Origin of the sequence: Streptomyces sp. SLBN-118 (assembly GCF_006715635.1) — a bacterium.
Classification (GTDB): Bacteria; Actinomycetota; Actinomycetes; order Streptomycetales; family Streptomycetaceae; genus Streptomyces.
Genome location: NZ_VFNP01000002.1, coordinates 116,620 through 136,778 on the forward strand (window position 1 = coordinate 116,620; position 20,159 = coordinate 136,778).

Sequence of the window (20,159 nt, forward strand, 5' to 3'; positions counted from 1 at the left end):
ATGCCTCGCGGATCGAGTTCCAAGCGGGAGCGGCAGTACGAACACATCAAGGAGGACGCGGAACAGCGAGGAGAGAGCACGAAGCGGGCCAAGGAGATCGCCGCTCGTACGGTGAACAAGGAACGTGCCCGTTCGGGGGAGTCCAAGACCGCGAGCAAGAGCTCCACCCAGGACATGTCCTCCTCGAAGCGCGGTGGCCAGCGTTCTGGAAAGGGTTCGGAGGGACCCACGTACGACCAGCTGTACGCGGAGGCTCAGCGCCGCAACATCCACGGCCGGTCTTCGATGAACAAGTCGGAACTCAAGAAGTCGCTCGGCCGCTGAGCCGAAGCGGGCCGCAGACCGCCGCGCCGTGAATCAGCACGCGTGGCCGCTCGTGGGTGTCGGCGACGCACTCAGCGGCGGCTTTGGCCTGTAGCCATCATCCGGTGAGCGCCACTGCGAGTCGCCGGCTTGCATGTCGAACACGCTGTCTGTGTCGGGTCCCGCTTGTCCGGCACCGTTTGTCCTCGTCCGCGGCCTCCATTCGGAACGAGTCCTCCGGCTCGCGGGAGGTCATGTTGACGAACGTGTGGAACCCCTTGCACACCACTTGGTTACTCCTGCGGCGCCGCTGCGAACGGCTCAGCGTCGGTCGCCCGTCCTGCCTGCGGCTCGTCAAAGAGCGGCTCCGCCAAGTTTCGGCTTGACTTGCTGCTGTCGCCGGCAGAATGCGTCCCGGCTGCCTCCCGACGGGGTTGACGCTGGCGCCCCGTGGCGGCTGCCCCACCCGACGTATTGCCAGCGGGAGGCCCGGAGCGGGTAGACGTGGCGGGGGCGTCGAACGGGTGCACCGACGCATGATCACCACGACATCTGCGGACGCGAGTAGCGCGAGGACGCCGACACCGCGCCGCGCAGTGCCGCGAAGGTCCCAGCAGCGACGGGTCTGGCGACGGGAGGGGCTCGCCCCCCGTCACGAACCGCGCCGTGTCGGCCGACGAGATGAACAGGCCGGGGCAGCGAGGTGACGGCGCGGCCTCCGGGCCGTGTCTCACATCCGCCACAGCGGGTACTCGCAGCTCAGAAGCATGGAACCCACAGTCACCCCCAGTCGAGGAGGCCCTTATGGCAGCTCAGGAGAGGCACCAGGCGAACCCGGTCACGGCTCACCCTCAGCCGGATTTCCCGGACCAGGATCAGGCTCACCCAGGCTGGACAGGCCCGATGGACCCGCCACCCGATCATGGGGAGGAGTCGTACGAGGGGCACGGGCTCCTCGAAGGCCGGGCGTCGGTGATAACCGGCGGCGATTCCGGCATCGGCAGAGCGGTGGCGCTGGCGTTTGCACGTGAGGGCGCCGACGTCCTGTTCACGTATCTGCCCGAAGAGGCGGAAGAGGCGCGAAAAACCTCCCTGCTGGTGGAGGGAGCAGGCCGCAAGGCGGTAGCAGTCGACTGCGACATCCGCGAGGAGAAGCAGTGCCGGGCGCTCATCGAGCGGGCGCAGGAGGAATTCGGGCGCATCGACATCCTCGTCAACAACGCGGCGTACCAGATGTCCCAGCCGGACGGGATCAGCGCCATCACCACCGAGCAGTTCGACCGGGTCATGAAGACCAATCTCTACGGCATGTTCTGGCTCTCCAAGATGGCGCTACCGCACATTCCGAAGGGCGGCAGCATCATCAACTCGACGTCGGTCCAGGCGTACAAGCCCAGTCCGCATCTGCTCGAATATGCGATGACGAAGGCGGCTATCGTCAATTTCACGCACGGCCTGGCGCAAATGGTCGCTTCCGATGGCGTACGCGTCAACGCGGTCGCGCCCGGGCCCGTCTGGACGCCGCTGATTCCCGCGACCATGCCCGACACCGTGGAGTTCGGCAAGCAGTCCCCGCTGGGCAGGCCGGCGCAGCCTGCCGAGATGGCGCCGGCTTACGTCTTCCTCGCGTCGGGACGTGCCAGTTACATTACGGCGGAGATCGTCAACGCCACGGGGGGCACCCCACTACCTTGATCCGCTGCATCGGCGGCGGCCGCCGACTGTCCGCGCGAGTCGGCGGTCGCCCTGACTCCGGCATCCGCGACGTCCAGGACCGGCGTTCGTCACAGCGATAATATGGCCGCCTCGACCTCGGCCGCGTCTCGTTGCAGCCGCTCGGCCTGCGCGACCAGCGTTGCCCTGATCTCCCAGGGGTCGGTTCGCCTGCATGGCAGTGTCCGTGCACTCATGGATGGTCGGACTGTTGCTCCGGGGGTGTACCTCCGCCCTCGCCTCCGCCTTTGTTACCTCGGTCCGTGCCGCGAGGAGTGTCCTTCTTCGGCGCCTTCCGGCCCGACTGGGCCGCCTTGAGCTACTGACTGTCCTGCGGGGTGGCGCCGCCCTTGTCGTTGCGACGCGTCTCCGGCTGCTGGGGATTCGACATTTCCACTCCTTCCGGAAAGAACAGCACACAAACGGCGCCTGCCCAGCGCATCTGCGCCGGAACTGCCGCCTTAGCAGCCAGTCGAACCAGATCCGGGTGCCGCGTATGAGTAGCCGGGGCGCAACGCACACTTCATGGCATTGCCGGCACGCGCATCCTGCCCCAAGCCCTCTCGTGCTCGCTGGTGGTGTGGACCCGCAGGAAAGAGGGAAACCGCTGGTCATGAATGTGCTGGAGGGCCTGGACGATGGTGATCGGCGGCTGACGAAGCGGATGTCGGCCTGGGATTCATGGTGGGCTCGGCGGATGCTGCCTATGGCGGGGAACGCGGCGGAGCGGACCAAGGTGTGGTGGGCGGCGGCCGTGGTGATGTCGGCAATGGGCGGCTGGAGGGGACGCAAGGCCGCTGTGGCGGGCCTGGGCAGTGTTGCTGTGGCGGAAGTGCTGTCCAACGGGGTCGCCAAGCACTTGTCCGAGCGGCCTCGACCTCCGAAAGAGTGGATTCCCCACAAGGACGTGCAGGAGCGGCCGGAGAGTTCCTCCTTTCCTTCAGGGCACACTGCTGCGGCCGTCGGTTTTACCGCCGCTGTGGCGCCCATATGGCCGTTGGCGGGTGCCGCCTGCGCGATACCCGCCGTGATAGTGGCAGCGGAACGGGTGCACAGTGGCGCCCACTACCCAACTGACGTGGCCGCCGGAGCCGTCATCGGACTGGCCGCAGCCGCTCTGGTTCGCCGCCTGCCTCGCCTGGTGCTGCAACATTGGCTGTGAGGCAGCCGTCTGGAAAGAACGGTCACGCGTAGGCGTCAGTTGCCGCCATCAGTGGCGGTGCCCACCGTGGAGCGGCCCTGGTTCCGCAACACCCGCAGACTGCGGAAACGTGTGGCAGCCACCCGGCTCTCCAGAAACCGCGTGAGCAGCAGCTCCGCCCTCTCGCGGGCGGTGTCGGCCGCGGCGATTCCGGGCAGACCAGACGATGATCAGCCGTCCGGCGCGGACAGCGCGGTCAGCGCGTCCCGGGCCTTGCGTGCTCCTCGGGGGCCCGAGCTTCGGCTGTCCCACGGCGATGTAGCGCTCCGCCGCAAGGACCGCCTCCCTCGCTGTGCGCTCACCGATAGTGCTCATGCGCCCGGTAGCGGCCCATCAGCGAGGGTGACGACACGCATGGGGACTCCATCTGGCACCGGCGTCACCCCATCTGTTCGACGCCGTGCTGCGACTGCCTCTCCTCGATACGTCTCGCGCGCACAGCGAGCTGGACTGGCAGCCCACCCGTTCCTCCACCGAGGCAATCGAGGAGTTCCTGCGCGGTGTACGGCAGGGCAGCGGGGAGCCCACTCCGCCGCTGGTGGGCCACAAGGCGGGCTGAACGCTGCTGGGTCACAGCCGAACCGCCTCGCATCACCTGGGCAGCAACGGCCCAAGCGGCCCGAGGTCGATGTTGAGGTCTTCCGGCTCCAGGCCGAACTTCTCTCTCAGGAGCTCCATCCGGTCCTCAAGAAGCATCAGAGTGAGCCCGATCCGTTCCTCCTGCGCCCCGGTCAGGTCCCCCACCTCCACGCGACGCAGCGCCTGCCGCTCCATGAGCTGGCGCAAGGGGCCGCGCCTTCCTCCCGGCCTCCCTACGGGAGGGTCGACGGGCTGTGCAGGCGCGCCGATGTCCAGGCGGTGGTTGAGGGGGTGAGGGAGTGGAGCGGTTCCGACGAACAAATTGCCGCCGCCTGGCTGCGGGCGCACTGCCGTCAGGAATGCAGGGCCCGACCCAGGAACGCGGCCAGGCACGGTTCAGCCGGGCCAGGTCCCGGTCGGGCGGTGCACGGTGCTGGCGCGGCCGCGGTTGACAGCCGCCTTGACCGTGTCGGATCCCGCTTTCCCCTCCAGCACCACCGTGGTGATGATCCGCACGACAGCCGGTTTTCGGGGGGCCGAACCGAACCCGAAGCGCACGGCGGGCTCGACCGGCGCAAGCAGACCCAGGTCAGTCCCCTGAAATGCGGCCCTGGCCGCGGTGACGGGCAGGAGGTCCTGCGCGCCGTAATACTCCCGACGGCCCGCCCCGGCCATGCCATGTGTACGCACGCCGGGAATCAGACGGGCGGGAAGATCCATCAGTGCGCACCAGGCCGGACGGGTGGCGAGTGAGTCAGGCACGGCGCGGAGCAGGTGTCCCAGGAGACCGCGCCGACCGACGGTAAACCGCAGGGTCAGGGAGGCTGCTGCGACTGTCCAAGTCCCCTCAGCGACGTCTACGGCGACCGGTGCGATCCGCACCTCGTCGAAGGTGTAGGTCCGAGCAATGAAGTCCGCTGTTTCCCGGGAGGGAGCAAGCAAAAGACGCTCCCCGCTCGCCCGCTCGAGCATGACGTCACTAAATGGCCCGAATGGCGAACGGACCCAGTACCCCACCACGACGCGTGTTCCGGCAGAGGTCCCGATACCCGCGATCCAGCCATGGAAGCGCAGCCGTGCACGCTCAGGCCGTCTCGGTCCCAGGAGACGGCGGAATGATCGCAGACAAGGGATCATCCTGCGAGGCACACAGGTCTCGAGATACCAAGGCGCACCTGCCTGACTCCTTCGGAGAAGTGAACCAGGGGCTCTGAGCTGGGCGACGGAAGGCCTGCGGCCGTGGTCAAGTTTTCCTGGAGTTCTTCAATGCCGGCTTCGCACAGCGGCCAGGGTTCGTGCTCGACAGGCGTCTCCCAGACCATGCCCAGGCTCCGCGTATAAGCTCGCCATCGCGAGGTCAGCCACACGTCCCGGTGTGTCGGAGCGATCGGCTCGCCAGGCCGGACGGTGATCCGGTAGGAGGGTTCCCGGCCCCATCGGGAGCCGGTGTACTCGAACGAGTCCCCGTGCCGGGACATCTTCAATTTCCCCACGCTGTACGGCGCGCCCACGGCGCGGGCCGCCAGCATGAGCGGGCAATTCACGTCGATGGACAGAAACCACAGCCCGTCCCGGCCGTCCGGGCGCCTGACGTAGGTACGCAGATTGGTCTCAAGAAACATCGACAGGACAGGCGCCGCGGGCACCCCCGGCGGTCGTACGTCGGCCATGACAAAAGGCGTGAAGCTCACCCATGCCGACCCCCCGTACTCGTCCACCACCAGCCCCTCCGGCAAAAGGGCCTGGACCGAGCCCGGCGGGAAGGGCCAGTGGACAAAGGTCAGAGACAGCCAAGCCGCTTGCAACGAGGGGACATGAACCGGCTGCTCAGCTTCGTGCGACACCACGTCGAGCGAGTGCCCGTACCTCCCGCCGCGAAACGTGCCCGGAAGCGCGCTGAGCTGGTCGCTCTTTAAAGTGATCTTGCCAGAGCAGGAACGAGACGAGTGTGAACGCCGCTTCGCAGGAGGCGGCGGTCTTGTCTACCTCGTTGCGATCCCACGGAAGTACGCGAGCGCGTTGGTTGGGTAGGCCGCCCGACGAGATGCCTGCAATGTGCAGGTCCTTTTCCGCACGGCCCTCATCCGAACTGCGGAACGCGCAAGAACGTAGGCCCTGTCTGCCACTCCGTGCCCGGGACGGCACCGCGGGGCCGAGGCCGAGCACCCGTAGGTGATTCCAGTTGGGCCATACCTGGGGCGCACCTGGGTACTCGCCCGACACGGGCTCCTGCTGGGCGCCCTTTTTTGGAAGCGGCGCCACTGACAGCGAGACGTGAGGACGGCCGAAGGACCTATGGATCACTCTCAGGTACCGGTACTGCACGCGCTGGGGAAGTTCCGGCGGAGGGGCGATGTCGTATACGGCCCGCCCGGCCACAAACAAGGTCGCGGAGTTGATCCTCGCGTACTGGCCGTACTCGGCGACGGTCTCTTCCGGTCGGACGTGCTGATGATGAACGGACTTGATGACCGTCGCCTCTCGCACGGTGTGCTTCTGAAAGCCGAAGAGCTCATGGCCGACGCGGTCCGTGCGCAGCACGCGTTCTTCTCCACGTGTGGGAGTTCGCTTTCGGTCAAGACGGCGATGCTGGCCGTGGCCGGCCCCAGTGAGAAACTCCTGGTCTCTCGCAATACCCACAAGTCCGTCGTCGCGGCCTTGATCATCAGCGGCGTCGAACCGGTCTGGGTCCATCCCCGTTTCGACGCCGAGCGCCACCTGGCACACCCCCCGGAGCCGGATGACGTACGACGAGCCCTTAACGACCATCCCGACGCCAAAGGCATGCTGCTCATCACCCCGACCGACTGGGGCACTTGCGCCGACATCGCGGGTGTCGCCCGGGTAGTCCACGACCATGACGTACCGCTTATCGTCGACGAGGCGTGGGGGGCACATCTACCGTTCCATGACCGGCTGCCGACGTGGGGCATGGACGCCGAGGCCGACCTCGTCGTCACGAGCGTGCACAAGATGGGCGGCGCCATCGAGCAGAGTTCGGTCTTCCACCTTCAGGGCGACAGGGTGTCACCGACGCTGCTCAGGCAACGCGAGGACCTGCTGGGCACCACCAGCTCATCGGCGCTGGTATACGCCTCTCTCGACGGCTGGCGCCGCCAGATGGTTGAAGAGGGAGAGTCTCTCCTGGCGTCGGCGATCCAGCGGGCCCACAGGATCCGCAAGGAGATCGCCGACCTGCCCGGCCTGCGGCTACTCGGCAGGGAGGTCACCGAGGCGGGCGGGGCAGCTGATCTGGATCCCCTACGGATCACGGTCGACGTCAGCGAGCTGGCCATCAGCGGCATGCAAGCCGCTGAATGGATGCGCACCCACTGCCGCGTCAACCTCGGTGCATCGGACACGCTCCGGGTCAACGGCCAGATCACGCACGCGGACGACGACGCGACCGAACGTCTCCTCATCGACGCCTTCCAGCGGCTCACCGAGGCTGCCGCCACCATGGAGCGACGACCCGACGTCGCACTGCCGCCCCCGAACGCCCTCGAACTGGAGCAAGCGGTGCTGCCACGCCAGGCCTTCTTCGCGGACGCCGAGCAGGTACCTGCGCAGGCGACGGTAGGACGTGTCGCCGCCGAAATGGTCAGCCCGTATCCACCCGGTGTCCCGGTCATTGCCCCTGGCGAAGTGATCAACCAGCAGGTCATCGACTATCTGCGCAGCGGCGCCCGGGCGGGGATGCTGATCCCCGACGCCGCCGACCCCTCCATGGAAACCATCCGGGTCATGGCTCGCTGACCCTCGGCATGCCGCCGCCCCGACGGACCGGACGCACACCGCGAAGTCTGTCGGCGGGGGGAGCGTGTGGCCAAGCTGCGGGAGCGGCAGCGATCCCCGTGGGCTGCAGCTGGCAGCGGGGAAGCTCTGCCGGAGGAGGCACGCCGGTTTGATCCGTCGGCCCACGGCTACCCGCTCGAAGAGCATCCCGAAGGGAGGAGTGCCATGACCGCATACGGATACTTTCTGTCGTGCGAGGAGTTCGGTCCGGCTGAGCTTGTGTCGCAGGCCAGGTCCGCCGAACAGGCGGGGTTCGAAGCGCTCGCCATCTCGGATCACTACCACCCCTGGAACGGTGAACAGGGGCAGAGCCCGTTCGTGTGGTCGATGATCGGTGCGTTGTCCCAGGTCTGCTCGCTGCCCGTGACCACGCTCGTGACCTGCCCGACCATGCGGATGCACCCCGCGGTCAACGCGCAGGCCGCGGCCACGTCCGCCGTGCTGACCGGCGGCCGCTTCCGATTCGGCGTGGGCACCGGTGAGGCTCTCAACGAGCATGTGCTCGGAGATGCGTGGCCCGATGCGGAACTGCGGATGGAGATGCTCGAAGAGGCTGTCCATGTCATGCGGCACCTCTTCACCGGCAAGCAGATCACCCACCGGGGCCGGCACTACACCGTGGAGAACGCCCGCATCTACACGCTCCCCGAGGAGCCGCCACCGATCTATGTCTCGGGATTCGGTCCCCGGGCAGCGACGCTCGCGGGCCGCATCGGAGACGGGTTCGTCACAATGACGCCCGACCGGGAGCTGGTGGAGCAGTTCCGCAGCGCCGGAGGCGGCCGCAAGCCGGTCGTCGGCGGCCCGAAGGTCTGCTGGGGAACTGATCGGGATCAGGCAGTCAAGACGGTGCACCGGCTCTGGCCGAACGCGCACCTGCCAGGCGAGCTGGGTCAGATCCTGCCGACCCCGAAACACTTCGAGCAGACGTGCGAACTGGTCACCGAAGACATGGTCCGGGACAACGCCGTCTGCGGTGACGACGTGGATGAGCATGTGCGAGCGGTCCGCGCCTATTCGGAAGCCGACTTCGACGAGGTGTACGTCAACCAGATCGGCCCGGATCAGCAGGGGTTCTTCGACTTCTACCGCAGCAGCGTCCTGCCGCGGCTGCGTGATGTTTGATAACTACCGCCTGAACACGCCCTGCACAACGGGGCACGGAGGTGAACACGGCGTGGTCCTGGAGGCGGAAACCGCCTGACCGAGTTGGATGTCCTGGCTCTGGAGGACGCGCTCCATACGCGAGGCGCGGTTTACGCAGGGAGCCCTGCCGCCTACTCCATTGACGGGGTCCAACTACCAGCAGGTGCCGATCGGGGTGGTCGTCCGCCGGACTGTCGAGGGGTCCTAGACGGGCCTAGCCGTGGCCTGGGTGTGCTCTTCCCCGCCCCGTACAAGGGCCGGGCCGCGAACAAGTTCGGCCTGCTCACCGGCCAGATCGTCGCCGTGGACACCCGCAGATGGCCTGGCTGCTCGGGACCTCGGCGGTGGTTCTTCTCGGCCTGCTGGTGATGTGGCGGCCGTTGACCTTCGCCAGCGCCGACCCCGATGTCGCCGAGGCCCGCGGGGTGCCGGTGCGCGGGCTGTCGTTCGCCTTCATGCTCGCGCTCGGGCTCGCGGTAGCCCTGTCGGTGCAGGTCGTCGGCGCGCTGTTGGTCCTCGCCCCGGTCGTCACGCCGGCCGCGGCCGCCGCCCGCGTCACCGCCTCGCCGGTGCTGCTGCCCCTGCTCAGTGTGGTCTTCGCGGTGGTGTCGATCGAGGATGGCATCCTGCTCGCCCTCGGCAGCAGCATCCCCATCAGCTCCTACGTCACGACGATCTCCTTCACCATCTACGCCGTCTGCCGACTCGTCGGCGCCTACCGCACCCGCAGGTGGGGGGCCAGGAGGTCAGCCCCGCAACCCGCATGAACCAGTAGGACTCCGTTCTGGCTGGTGGTGGATGTTCTGGGCAGGGGGCGGTGGCAGGTGGTGCAGGTGCCGGTCCAGCAGTTCAGCAGGTCTTGGATGGCGTCGAGGATCTGGTAGAGGCTGAGTCCGCTGTATCGGCTTTTGGGTCCAGGCGCTGTTCGGTGAGGAACGCGTGGGCGGCGGTGACCAGGGTGACGTGGTGATGCCAGCCCATCCAGGAGCGGCCCTCGAAGTGGTCCAGGCCGAGGCCGTGTTTGAGTTCGCGGTAGTCGTGCTCGATGCGCCAGTGGATCTTCGCCAGGCGGGCCAGTTCAGCCGGCGGGGTGTCGGCGGGCAGGCTGGTGAGCCAGTAGCCGGTGGGCGCCTCGGCGCCGGCTTGCCATTCGACCAGTAGCGTCACCTCGGGCAGGACACCGTCCCAGCCCTCCCGGGCGGTGGCGGCGGCCTGGGCCAGGCGGCGGGCTCGGACCCCAGCCGGCCGCACCCGCAGCGCCAAAAGGTGCGAGCGCATCGGCCCGCGGGAGCCTTCCCGCCAGGTGACCGCGGTGAAGGCCTGCCGCCCATGGCCGGCCGCGAGCGCGGCGACCGAGGACGGTTTGTCGCGGTAGCGGCGCTGCGGCCTGCGGCCGTTTCCGGACCACGCCGGGGCGGTGGGCTGCGCGTCGTGCGGGTGGACGGTCACGTCCGAACGGACCGCCACGACATATCCGATGCCCCGCTCGCTCAGGCCGTCGCGGAAGTCGGCGTTCTGCCCGTAGCCGGCGTCGGCCACCACCACCGGCGGCACCAGACCCCACCCGGCCAGCTCGTCGAAGGTGTCCAGGGCAAGGCGCCACTTCTCGCGTGCACGCTCACCGCGACCTGACAGTTGGCCTGCTTGCCCAGCGCCCCGCAGTACTGGTGCGCGACCGCCACCGACATCTTCCCGTCCTTCGGGAACGACACATCATCGACCGCCCAGGCATCCGTGCCGATCTGCGGCACCATCCGCTGCGCGATCCGCCGCCGCACCGGCACCGGATCCCAGGTCGACTGGTTCACGAACTGCTGCAGGTTCTGCTCGTTGCCGTCCGGCAGCCGCTCCGCCATCGACTGGATCGACTTGCGCCGCAGCATCAGCCCCGCAGACAGCAGTCACCCTTCGCCCGCTGATCCTTGCGCGGCACCGACGCGAACACATCAGCCACGTATAACGCCAACTCCGCCCGAGCACGGTTGACTTCGTATGCATCCACACCCCCAACATGCCCCCAAACAGGACCGACAGGCAGACGTAACGGAGTCCTACTAGGAACCAGATCGGCAGGGTGCCCGGCCGCACGGCTGGGCACCCCGCCCGCCCACCACGATGATGCGCTCGGCACCTGATGGTGCGGCCGCGGTGACGGTACGGGAGCGACGCGGCAACTCCGGCACCCCAGCAAGCTGGGCCATGTTGCCCCGGCCGGCCAGCGCAACATCCTCCCCCGTCAGAGCTGCTAAAGGAGCTCCGCCCTGCTTCTGAATGAGAACGGATTTCGAGAACCGATCGGCGATTGAGTGGAGTCGGGCGGCCGATTGCCGATCTTGCTGGGCAAAGGACCGTTTATGAGAATGGTCAGGACTGCATGTGCTGCAGGGCTCTTATCGCGCTGTCGACGACCTCGTCGTCGGACGCCCGGGCGAGCCGGTGAGCGTGGTCGCCACCATTGAAGCCGAGGAGGACGGGCTTGCCGAAGGTCTTGTATCCGTTGACCCACCAGGGCCACAGGCCGGGGTTTTTCGGGTCGGACCATTCGATGACGTCGGCGTCCTTTTCCCAGAAGAGATTGGGGAATTCGAGCCACAGTTTGTCGAGGAGGCCGGCTCCGAGGCTTTCAATGGCCTTCTGCTTGAGGGCGGGTAGGGCCGGTTCGAAGTCGATGGTCGCGGCTTTGAGCACTCCGATCGGGACGGTGATCACTGCGCGGTCGGCCTTCACGGTGTTGCCGTCCCGTAGGGTCACGCTCACACCGTCGGTGCCGTACTCGATGCCGGTGACGACCTGCCGCCTGCGCACGGGGACGTCGCCGCGGACGTGCTCGAGGAGTCGGCTGTAGCCCTGCGGCAGCAGGAGGTCCGGGCCTTTGGGGTCGCGGCCTTCGAGGGTGGCTGTCACCGAGAGCTGATGGGGCTCTGCGGCGTATTCCAGGGGATAGTTGATGGTCAGGGCGGTGCGCAGCGCGGCGGAGGGGTTGCGGGGCATGACCGAGGCGACGGTGGCTTCGTCCGGGTCCTCGAGGTCCTCCAGCTTCTCCTCATAACGGGCGAGCTCGCGCATCGCCTGTTCATCCTCACCGGTGACGTTCTCGTAATCGAAGGTGTAGCTCGGGTCGCCTGTTTCCTTCAGGACGCGGGTCATGACGTTGCCCGAGGATCCGTGGATCCATGAGGCCCCCATCTCCGCCGGGACTCCGGCGATGTGCTGGGTCCAGATCCGCCCGCCGATGCGGTCGCGCCCTTCGAGAACCGTCACCTGGTAGTCCTCGTCGAAAAGCGCGCGAGCACAGCCGAGTCCGGCGAACCCGGACCCGATGATCACTATGTGCTCGCCCTCCTCGGCCGCGTCGATGACTTGCCTGGCCGCGCGCCGTCCACTCTCCAGAGCGCCGTGGGCTGTGGAGGGCGCCTCGGAGGACGTCGCCTCCCCGGCGAAGTACAAGCGCTCTCCCACCGGTGCGGCCAGCATTGTGCGTGCCTGCGCACCCAGGCTGCTGGGCCCGAGATAGGAGTAGGAGCAGCGGGCAAATGGGTCGATTGACCAGGACGTTCGCAGGTATCTCACCGGTTCCCGGACCCTGGGGTTGCCGCGTCTTGGCGTTGTGCCCGGCTTGCAGGAAGGCACCGTCCCGGTGACGGCCATAGCGAGAGCCGAGCCGAGCAGCCTGCGGCGCCCGATTTCGTCAGGTGACTTCATGCAAAGAAATCCTGTCCAGATGAGCGGTAAGGGAAGGTGGTTTGCAAGACCAGAGCATGACAGTCGTGGTTACGCAATTGCCGTTTACTTCCTGGCGACGACGGCTGGCTGCCCGGCCTGGCCTCGCGCAACGCCCCCGGGCGGCCGCTGAGGTCCCTTGTCGGGCGCCGGCCGCGCCGGGACTCCTTGCGGCGCGGTCTCTTGCGCTGTGCGGCCACTGCCCGTTCAGAGCGCGGCGCCCCGTGGCGCTCAGCTCCGAGGACAAGGAGGCCGAACGGGGTGGCCAGCCGCGCCTACAGGGCGCGCACGGCTGCGTCGTTGCCTGCGGAAACCGGCGCGGCCTACTGGGAATCACCAGGCATGTGTCGCACGTTCGGAGCCTCGCAGTGCATGCGCTCGCGGTGAAGGCTCCGTACGGTGACCGGATGGACAGTTCTGTCGTCTTCAACGTCGCGACCACGGGCATCGCCGTCGTCGCAGTGGTGACTTCCATCGTGTTCAGTGCGCGGCAGGCCCGCATCGCGCGGCACGCCAACCACATATCGGTGATGGTCGATTTACTTCAGGAGTTCCGGTCTGCCGAGTTTCACGAGCAGCACGACTACGTGTGCACGCGCCTGGGGGCGGAGCACGATCCGGAAGCTGGAGTGCGAGGGTTGCCGGGTGAGGCCAAGACGGCCTTCTACAGCGTCGTGTACTACTACCAGTCCTTCGCCAACCTCGCCGTCTTCGGGCTGCTCGACGAAACCCTGATGGTCACGGTCCTGCGGACCCGGATCGTCTCGGTCTGGCAGGCCGTCCGGCCGTTCGTGGAGCGGGAGCGGGAGTTGCGGGGCGAGAGCGGCGGAGGAACGTATATGTCGATCTTCGAGGAGCTGGCCCGACTGGCCGCTGAACTGCCGCCGGAGCACGTCCGCAACTGGATGACCGAGAACCGACGCAGACTGACGCGCCTGAGGCTGATGCGCTGAAGCGGGCCGTCAGGACAGCCTCTCGCGGCGCGAAGCGCGGTCGGAAGACCGGCCGTTCGACAAGCGGGTGATCAGCGCGGTTACCTTCTCTGGTTGGACTGTTGACGGATTGTCATGAAAACCTCCTCCGGCGAGATCTACCCGCATCAACTCCTCAGGGCCACGATGAGCGGCGCCCCCGCCCGTCAACCCTGGCTCGGGAGTCGATACTCAAAGGGAGCGATGGGCCACACGCCCGCCCTCGCGGGCGTGGGCCGCAGGCCCCTCTTCAGATCCCCGCTTCGTCGGCGACGCGGCATGCCTTGTCCACGAGCGCATCGATGCGTTCCACGGTGGGCGTGCCTGTGGCGCTCCTGTTCCTCGGTTCGTCGATCGCTCGCCTCATCACACCCTCGGCGATCACGGCCACCTTCCACAGCCCCAGCACGTGCCAGAACGTCAGTGCCGCCGGGTCGCGGCCTGTTTCGGCCAGGTACGCCTGAGCAAGCTCGGCGCGGTCCGGGAAGCCTTCGAGGGCGGAGGCGGCAAAATCGCCTCCGGTTTCCTCCTCGCCCGGTTCCGGCCAGTACGCCAGCAGGCTGCCCATGTCCGCCAACGGATCTCCCAGCGTCGACAGCTCCCAGTCGAGCACCGCGGTCACCTCCCCGTTGTCGTGGGAGGTGATGACATTGCGCAGATGGAAGTCGCCGTGTACGAGCGTCAGTTCGCGCTGCTCCGGGACGGCCGCCGCAAGGCGCCGGGTGAGGTCCTCGAGGGCGGGCAACTCGCGGGTCCTTGACTTCTCCCACTGGACCGACCACCGCTTGAGCTGGCGCTGCGCATACGGTTTGTGGCTGGCGAGACCGGTCAGCCCGGTCGCCTCGAGCTCGACCGCGTGGATCTTCGCGAGCGTGCGCGGCAGTGACATCCCGATCGCCCGGCGGCGCTCGGGCGTCAATGACCGCGCGACCGACATCCTGTCGGCGACCTGGCCGTCCACGAACTCCATGAGCAGCAGCGGCACATCGGTCACAAGGGGATCATCGGTCAGCCCGAGCACCCGCGGGGTCGGGACGGCGGTGCCCTCCAGAGCGGTCAGAATCCGCGCCTCACGGGCCACGTCGTGCGCCGACTCCAGCCGGTGACCCAGCGGGGGGCGCCGCAGCACCCACCTGCGGCCTTCCCGATCCCGCACCAGGTAGGTCAGGTTGGACTGGCCAAGCCCGATCCGGTCGTAGGTCAGCGGTCCGGCGAAGTCGACGCCGAGGGTCCTGAACCAGCGGTTCACCGCCCCGGCGTCGATTCCGACGATGTCAGCACTAGACACCGATGCCGACTCCTTGCCTGAACGCGAGCGCGTCACCGAGCAGTTGCCCGCCGTCGATCACCATGGTCTCGCCGGTGATCCAACTCGCGGCGTCCGAGACGAGGAAGGCGACCGCCGAGGCGATGTCGGCCGGCTCCCCTATGCGCCCGAGCGCCATCGAGGCGGAGACAGCCTCCTCGTGCTCCTTCCACAGAGCCTCGGCCAGCTTGGTGCGCACCACACCCGGTGCCACCGCGTTGACGCGGATCTTCGGCGAGAGTTCCAGGGCGAGTTGCTTGGTGAGATGGATCAGTGCGGCCTTCGACGCGTTGTACAACCCGATGTTGGCCTCGCTGGCCAGGCCGCCGACCGACGCGGTGTTGACGACCGCACCTCCGTGCTCGCCCATCCAGGCCCGGGTGGCCAGACCCGTCCACAGGACGGGAGCCCACAGGTTGACGTCGAAGGTCTTGACGAACCGACCGTGGTCCTGGTCGATGACCGGACCGAAGGCCGGGTTGGTTCCCGCGTTGTTGACGAGGATGTCCAGACTTCCGAAGCGCTCGAGCGTCAGATCCACACAGCGCCGGGCCGCCTCTTCGTCGACCGCGTGCGCACCCACGCCGACCGCTGTGTCTCCGACCTGGGCCGCGGCTACGTCCGCCGCCTCCTGGGAGCGGGAGGTGAGGACGACGTTCGCGCCGGCGGCGGCGAGGGCCTGGGCGATCGCCAGCCCGATACCGCGCGAGGCGCCGGTGACGACGGCGGTGCGACCGGTGAGATCGAGTCCCGCCATCTCAGCTCACCGCCGTCGTGGCCGTGTCGCGGTACTGCCGCAGCTCCTGCTTGGCGATGGCTCGCTTGTGGACCTCGTCGGGACCGTCCGCTATCCGCAGCGTCCGCAGGGATGCGTACATCATGGCCAGCGGGAAGTCGTCGGTGACGCCTGCTGCTCCATGCACCTGGATCGCTCGGTCGATGATCTTCAGCGCGATGTTCGGGGCCGCCACCTTGATGGCGGCGATCTCCGTGCGCGCTTCCTTGTTCCCGACGGTGTCCATCAGGTACGCGGCCTTGAGCGTGAGCAGGCGGATCATCTCGATGTCGATCCGCGCTTCCGCGATCCAGTCCTGGATGTTGGAGCGTTCCGCGATCGGAGTGCCGAAGGTCACCCGTGACTGCGCGCGGCGGCACATCAGCTCCAGCGCCCGCTCGGCCGCGCCGATCGCCCGCATGCAGTGGTGGATACGACCGGGGCCGAGGCGGGCCTGGCTGATCGCGAAGCCCTCGCCCTCGCCCTTGAGGACGTCCTTGGCCGGCACCCGTACCTCGTGGAAGTCGATCTCGGCGTGCCCCTCCCGGTCCTGGTAGCCGAACACCGGCAGGCCGCGCATCACCGTGATCCCGGGGGCGTCGATGGGGACGACCATCATGGACTGCTGCCGGTGCGGTGCGGCGGTGGGGTCCGTCTTCCCCATGACGATGAGCACCTTGCAGTTGCGGTGCAGGGCGTTGGACGCGAACCACTTGCGGCCGTTGAGCACGTACTCGTCACCGTCGCGCTCCATCCGCAGCTCGATGTTGGTGGCGTCGGAGCTGGCGACACGCGGCTCGGTCATCGCGAAGGCCGAGGCCATCGTTCCGTCGAGGAGGGGCTTGAGGTACTTCTCCTTGTGCTCGTCGCTGCCGAAGAGGGTGAGCACCTCCATGTTGCCGGTGTCGGGAGCGTTGCAGTTGCACGCTTCGGAGGCGATGTGGCTGCGTCCCATGATCTCCGCCATCGGCGCGTACTCAAGGTTGGTCAGCCCCGGCCCCCACTCGGGGTGCGGGTGGAAGAGGTTCCACAGTCCGCGCCGGCGCGCCTCCGCCTTGAGTTCCTCGATGATCGGCGGGTGGAAGTGCGGGTCGCCCGACGCGATCATCTGCTCGTGGTAGACCGCCTCGGCGGGGTAGATGTGCGCATCCATGAACTCCAGCAGATCCGCCTGGTACTTCTTGGCGCGGTCCGACATCTCAAACAAGGACATCCGAACTCCTGAGGTGTAGAGGGAAATTGGGCTTGGCTGGCGGGTTCACGGCTGCGCCAGCAGGGAGCTCTGGTAGCGGCGCATCCCGCGCAGCCACCGGTCGTAGTCCGAGCCCTTCTGCCGGTACATCTGAAGAACGTCTTCGTGCGGCAGGATCAGGAAGCGCTCGTCCTCGATCGCGGCCAGGACGGCGTCGGCGACTTCGGCCGGCTCCAGGACGTCACCCGCGGACGTGACGGCCCGCGTCGCCGCTCTTCCCAGCGCGTCCCCGGAGTCCTCTCCGGAGGACAGCATCCGGGTGTTCACGCCCATCGGGCACAGGCAGCTGACCCGGACCCCGCGGTCGCCGTAGGTGACACTCAGCCATTCGGCGAAGGCCACGGCCGCGTGCTTGGTGACGGCGTACGTGGCGGAGCCGATCTGGGTGAGCAGCCCGGCCGCCGAGGCGGTGCTGACGAAGTAGCCCTCGCCGCGTTCGAGCCACCCCGGCACCAGCAGCCTCGCCGCACGGATGTGGGCGCGAAGGTTGACGTCGATCGAGAGGTCCCAGTCCTGCTCGCTCGCCTCGAGGCCGGGGGCCCCGGCGATGCCCGCGTTCGCGAAGTAGAGGTCGACCGGACCGAAAGTGTTCTCGGCCAGGGCGATCAGCTGCTGGATCTGGGCGGTGTCCGACACATCGGCGCCGGCGCTGACGGTGCTTCCCGGATGGTCGGCGTTGACTCTCTCCGACACCGCCCGCGCGGTCTCGGCATCGAGGTCCGAGACGACGACTCTGGCACCCGCGCGAGCGAGCCGCGCGACCAGCGCGCCGCCGATGCCGCCACCACCACCGGTGACGATGGCGGCTCTTCCTGCAACGTTCACGGTGGACCCTCTCGGTTGACAGCGTGCGATACTCCCCCACCTGTATAATTGAATCCGACGTCAAGTTCAACACCTGCCCGCACGGTGCCGCAAGGAAAAAGCCGCCCATCCCCCGCGGGGATGAGCGGCTGTCAGGCAGGCGGATCAGCGGTGGCCGGGGAACCGCAGGGCGTTCGCCCAGAGCCGGGTCACCGTGGACACGAGTTCCTCGAAGTCCACCGGCGTACCTTCTTCCTGCCCCTCGCTGAGCACGAAGGCGTTGTAGGCCATGACGCTGACCATCCCCGACAGAGCACGGGACGCCATCATCGGATCGACCTCACCGTCCGCGACACCCCGTGCCTGCAGTTCGGCGATGCCCCGGGCATTGCGGCGGATGAACGCCTCCCCGCGCCGCCTTCGGAACTCACGGAACTCCGGCTCCACTTGGGCGACCTGCTCCAGCAGCGCCATCAGCTTCGCGTTCCGCTTGTACGCCGCGAGATACGCCCGGTTGCTCGCCTCGAGCACCGCATAGGGATCGTCGGTACCCTGCACCCGGCCCATGCCGGGGTGCATCATGTCCTCCTGCGCCTCCAGCAGGACGGCGGCAAGCACCTCTTCCTTGTTGGCGAAGTAGGTGTAGAAGGATCCGGCCGCGCAGCGAGCCTCCTTGGTGATGTCGGTCAGGCGCGTGTCGAGGTAGCCGTCCCGTTCGAACACCTTCCGCGCAGCCTTCACCAGAGCGGCCCGCGTCCGTGCCCCGCGCTGTGTCGTGGGCGGCTCGCGCAGCTGTGAGAAGGGCGCCACCGGCGGTGCCTGCTCGCTGTCGATCTCCTCTGGCGCAGTGGTGTCCATCCGCGGGACTTTACTTGAATCCGACGCCATAGTCACAAATCCAAAAGGGCAGAAGGGCCCGGTTGATGTCCCGGTCTCCGGGGTTCAGCGGCGGGCGGCAGCGTCGCCGAGCGCGCTGTCGCGGTTGAAAGCGCTGCGGTCGATGGACCGCTTGAGGATCTTCCCCGTCGGGCCCTTGGGCAGCGCGTCCACGAACCGGACGATGCGTGGGATCTTGTAGGCGGACAGCCGCTCCCGTGCCCAGCCCGACACCTCGGCGGCACCGAGTTCCGAACCGGGCCGGGTCGCGATGAGCGCGGCGACCTCCTCGCCGTAGTGGTCGTCGGGAACGCCGATCACGGCTGCCTCGACGATGTCGGGGTGCTCGTAGAGGACCTCCTCGACCTCACCGGGGTAGACGTTGTAGCCGCCGCGGATGATCAGGTCCTTGATACGGTCGACGATGCGCAGGTCCCCGTCCGTGTCCTTTTCGCCGAGGTCGCCGGTCCTGAACCAGCCGTCGGGTGCGATCGCCGCGGCGGTGTCCGCGGGGCGGTTCCAGTAGCCGCGCATCACCGTGGGCCCCTTGATGTGGACCTCGCCGACACCACCCGGCGGGCACTCCTTGTCGTCGGCGTCGCGCACCTGGACCTGCAGCCCCGGGACCGCCCTGCCGGTACAGCCGGTCTTGCCGCCGCGGTCGATGTCGTTGAAGGTGCCGAACGCGGTGGTCTCCGTGAGCCCGTACCCTTCGAGAATCGTGCAGCCGAATCGGTCCTCGAAGGCCCGCGCGATCTCCCCGGGCAGCGAGGCGCCGCCGGAGACGGCGACACGGAGCTGGGCGAAGTCCGCCGGGTTCGCGTGGCCCGACGCGTGCAGCATCGCGTTCCACATGGTCGGCACGCCGGCCATGATGGTGAGCCGGTCGCGGCGCAGCATCTCCAGCATCGACGCGGGGTCGAACCGGGCCAGCAACGACATCGAGCCGCCCGCGGTCAGGGCCGCCATCAGGACCGACGCCTGGCCGAAGACGTGGAACAGCGGGAGTCCGGTGCCAATACGGTCGGCGCTCGAGGCGCGGCTGCACTGGGCGCCGATCTCCCCGGCGGACAACAGGTTGCCGACCGTGAGCTGGGCCCCCTTCGGCCGTCCGGTGGTGCCGGAGGTGTACAGGATGGCCGCGGTCTCGTCACGGTCCCGGTCGACGACGTCGGCAGGGGTTGCTCCGGTGACCGACGCGCCCGGGGCCAGCGTCCACAAGGGCACCTTGAGCGCCGCGGCCGCCTCGGCGACGGCGGGGCCGAGGGCGTGCCAGGCGATCGCCAACGAGCACCCGGCGTCGCCGAGAACGTACTCGACCTCGGCCCGGGTGGCCATCGTGTTGACCGGCACCACGACACAGCCCGCGGCCTGGATCCCGAGGTAGGCCACCACGAACTCGGGCACCGAAGGCGCCGTGAGCAGCACCCTGTCCCCGGGGGACAGGCCCGCGGCGGCCAGGGCGCCGGCGTACCGGAGGCTCGCGTCACGCAGCTGAAGGTAGGTCCACTGATCGCTGGCGCCGCGCAGGGCGATGTTGTCGGGAGTGGCGGCCGCGTGGCGGCATACAGGATCGAATACGCTGGTCATGGGTGGTGCCTTCCGGCTGTGTGAGCAGATGTCGGTGCGGGTCTCGCCCTCGCGATCGGTTGGGTTGGCCCGGCCTCCCCGGCAAGCCTTCAGCCGGGGGGCCGGATGACGCACCTGGCTGCGCCGAT

Annotated in this window: 15 protein-coding genes and 4 pseudogenes; 8 read left to right on the forward strand and 11 right to left on the reverse strand. The window is 67.9% G+C overall.

The window, feature by feature from the left end:
- From FBY35_RS18955 to FBY35_RS36130, 4 genes and pseudogenes are all read left to right on the forward strand, one after another.
- Window positions 1-324, forward strand: a complete 324-nt coding sequence (locus FBY35_RS18955; protein WP_142215224.1) for a plasmid stabilization protein — start codon at window positions 1-3, stop codon at window positions 322-324.
- Between the two features lie 783 nt (window positions 325-1,107).
- Window positions 1,108-1,998: an SDR family oxidoreductase gene (locus FBY35_RS18960; protein WP_142215225.1), complete on the forward strand. Its 891-nt coding sequence runs from the start codon at window positions 1,108-1,110 to the stop codon at window positions 1,996-1,998.
- A 631-nt stretch (window positions 1,999-2,629) separates the two neighbouring features.
- Window positions 2,630-3,178 carry a phosphatase PAP2 family protein gene (locus tag FBY35_RS18970; RefSeq protein ID WP_260848723.1) on the forward strand — a complete coding sequence of 183 codons (549 nt, stop codon included), beginning with the start codon at window positions 2,630-2,632 and terminating at the stop codon, window positions 3,176-3,178.
- A gap of 391 nt (window positions 3,179-3,569) precedes the next feature.
- Window positions 3,570-3,776 (forward strand): annotated as a pseudogene (locus FBY35_RS36130) (NAD-dependent epimerase); the annotation flags it as partial.
- Between the two features lie 32 nt (window positions 3,777-3,808).
- Here the strand turns inward: FBY35_RS36130 and FBY35_RS18975 are convergent.
- The 3 genes and pseudogenes from FBY35_RS18975 to FBY35_RS18985 all read right to left on the reverse strand — a co-directional run.
- Window positions 3,809-4,003 (reverse strand): annotated as a pseudogene (locus tag FBY35_RS18975) (gas vesicle protein K); the annotation flags it as partial.
- 189 nt (window positions 4,004-4,192) lie between these two features.
- Complete coding sequence (locus FBY35_RS38070; RefSeq protein ID WP_260848724.1) at window positions 4,193-4,933, reverse strand: hypothetical protein; 741 nt, start codon at window positions 4,931-4,933, stop codon at window positions 4,193-4,195.
- Window positions 4,930-5,643 (reverse strand): YqjF family protein, encoded by a 714-nt coding sequence (locus tag FBY35_RS18985; RefSeq protein WP_142215226.1) that lies wholly within the window; start codon window positions 5,641-5,643, stop codon window positions 4,930-4,932. Before FBY35_RS18985 ends, FBY35_RS38070 begins: the two co-directional genes overlap by 4 nt.
- 448 nt (window positions 5,644-6,091) lie before the next feature.
- Here FBY35_RS18985 and FBY35_RS18990 point away from each other — a divergent pair, with 448 nt between their 5' ends.
- The 3 genes and pseudogenes from FBY35_RS18990 to FBY35_RS19000 all read left to right on the forward strand — a co-directional run bounded on the left by FBY35_RS18990 (window position 6,092) and on the right by FBY35_RS19000 (window position 9,504).
- Window positions 6,092-7,552, forward strand: coding sequence for an aminotransferase class I/II-fold pyridoxal phosphate-dependent enzyme (locus FBY35_RS18990; protein ID WP_142215227.1), 1,461 nt, complete (start codon window positions 6,092-6,094; stop codon window positions 7,550-7,552).
- Window positions 7,553-7,756: 204 nt separating this feature from the next.
- Window positions 7,757-8,716, forward strand: a complete 960-nt coding sequence (locus tag FBY35_RS18995) for an LLM class F420-dependent oxidoreductase (RefSeq protein ID WP_142215228.1) — start codon at window positions 7,757-7,759, stop codon at window positions 8,714-8,716.
- An 84-nt stretch (window positions 8,717-8,800) separates the two neighbouring features.
- Window positions 8,801-9,504, forward strand: a pseudogene (locus tag FBY35_RS19000) (metal ABC transporter permease).
- An 82-nt stretch (window positions 9,505-9,586) separates the two neighbouring features.
- Here the strand turns inward: FBY35_RS19000 and FBY35_RS19005 are convergent.
- A pseudogene (locus tag FBY35_RS19005) lies at window positions 9,587-10,620 on the reverse strand (IS701 family transposase).
- Between the two features lie 481 nt (window positions 10,621-11,101).
- Window positions 11,102-12,439 (reverse strand): FAD-dependent oxidoreductase, encoded by a 1,338-nt coding sequence (locus FBY35_RS19010; protein ID WP_142215229.1) that lies wholly within the window; start codon window positions 12,437-12,439, stop codon window positions 11,102-11,104.
- A 425-nt stretch (window positions 12,440-12,864) separates the two neighbouring features.
- Here FBY35_RS19010 and FBY35_RS19015 point away from each other — a divergent pair, with 425 nt between their 5' ends.
- On the forward strand, window positions 12,865-13,410 hold the full coding sequence (locus FBY35_RS19015) for a hypothetical protein (protein ID WP_142215230.1): 546 nt from the start codon (window positions 12,865-12,867) through the stop codon (window positions 13,408-13,410).
- A 268-nt stretch (window positions 13,411-13,678) separates the two neighbouring features.
- On the opposite strand, the gene FBY35_RS19020 is transcribed toward FBY35_RS19015, so the two are convergent.
- The 6 genes from FBY35_RS19020 to FBY35_RS19045 form a co-directional block, all read right to left on the reverse strand.
- The gene (locus FBY35_RS19020; RefSeq protein WP_142215231.1) at window positions 13,679-14,716 is read right to left on the reverse strand and encodes a phosphotransferase family protein; all 1,038 of its coding nucleotides are present in this window, start codon (window positions 14,714-14,716) and stop codon (window positions 13,679-13,681) included.
- Window positions 14,709-15,491 carry an SDR family oxidoreductase gene (locus tag FBY35_RS19025; protein ID WP_142215232.1) on the reverse strand — a complete coding sequence of 261 codons (783 nt, stop codon included), beginning with the start codon at window positions 15,489-15,491 and terminating at the stop codon, window positions 14,709-14,711. Before FBY35_RS19025 ends, FBY35_RS19020 begins: the two co-directional genes overlap by 8 nt.
- Window position 15,492: 1 nt before the next feature.
- The gene (locus FBY35_RS19030) at window positions 15,493-16,722 is read right to left on the reverse strand and encodes an acyl-CoA dehydrogenase family protein (RefSeq protein WP_142215233.1); all 1,230 of its coding nucleotides are present in this window, start codon (window positions 16,720-16,722) and stop codon (window positions 15,493-15,495) included.
- 45 nt (window positions 16,723-16,767) lie between these two features.
- Complete coding sequence (locus FBY35_RS19035) at window positions 16,768-17,586, reverse strand: SDR family oxidoreductase (protein ID WP_142215234.1); 819 nt, start codon at window positions 17,584-17,586, stop codon at window positions 16,768-16,770.
- 144 nt (window positions 17,587-17,730) lie between these two features.
- Window positions 17,731-18,423, reverse strand: a complete 693-nt coding sequence (locus FBY35_RS19040; protein ID WP_142215235.1) for a TetR/AcrR family transcriptional regulator — start codon at window positions 18,421-18,423, stop codon at window positions 17,731-17,733.
- Between the two features lie 84 nt (window positions 18,424-18,507).
- Window positions 18,508-20,031: a class I adenylate-forming enzyme family protein gene (locus FBY35_RS19045; protein WP_142215236.1), complete on the reverse strand. Its 1,524-nt coding sequence runs from the start codon at window positions 20,029-20,031 to the stop codon at window positions 18,508-18,510.
- Between the last annotated feature and the right edge of the window lie 128 nt (window positions 20,032-20,159).

Excerpts from the sequence above, each read along its gene's own strand:
- FBY35_RS18955 (WP_142215224.1), top strand. The coding sequence starts at position 1 with ATGCCTCGCGGATCGAGTTCCAAGCGGGAGCGGCAGTACGAACACATC.
- FBY35_RS18960 (WP_142215225.1), top strand. The coding sequence starts at position 1,108 with ATGGCAGCTCAGGAGAGGCACCAGGCGAACCCGGTCACGGCTCACCCT.
- FBY35_RS18970 (WP_260848723.1), top strand. The coding sequence starts at position 2,630 with ATGAATGTGCTGGAGGGCCTGGACGATGGTGATCGGCGGCTGACGAAG.
- FBY35_RS38070 (WP_260848724.1), bottom strand. The coding sequence starts at position 4,933 with ATGATCCCTTGTCTGCGATCATTCCGCCGTCTCCTGGGACCGAGACGG.
- FBY35_RS18990 (WP_142215227.1), top strand. The coding sequence starts at position 6,092 with ATGGATCACTCTCAGGTACCGGTACTGCACGCGCTGGGGAAGTTCCGG.
- FBY35_RS18995 (WP_142215228.1), top strand. The coding sequence starts at position 7,757 with ATGACCGCATACGGATACTTTCTGTCGTGCGAGGAGTTCGGTCCGGCT.
- FBY35_RS19010 (WP_142215229.1), bottom strand. The coding sequence starts at position 12,439 with ATGAAGTCACCTGACGAAATCGGGCGCCGCAGGCTGCTCGGCTCGGCT.
- FBY35_RS19015 (WP_142215230.1), top strand. The coding sequence starts at position 12,865 with ATGGACAGTTCTGTCGTCTTCAACGTCGCGACCACGGGCATCGCCGTC.
- FBY35_RS19025 (WP_142215232.1), bottom strand. The coding sequence starts at position 15,491 with ATGGCGGGACTCGATCTCACCGGTCGCACCGCCGTCGTCACCGGCGCC.
- FBY35_RS19030 (WP_142215233.1), bottom strand. The coding sequence starts at position 16,722 with ATGTCCTTGTTTGAGATGTCGGACCGCGCCAAGAAGTACCAGGCGGAT.
- FBY35_RS19040 (WP_142215235.1), bottom strand. The coding sequence starts at position 18,423 with ATGGACACCACTGCGCCAGAGGAGATCGACAGCGAGCAGGCACCGCCG.
- FBY35_RS19045 (WP_142215236.1), bottom strand. The coding sequence starts at position 20,031 with ATGACCAGCGTATTCGATCCTGTATGCCGCCACGCGGCCGCCACTCCC.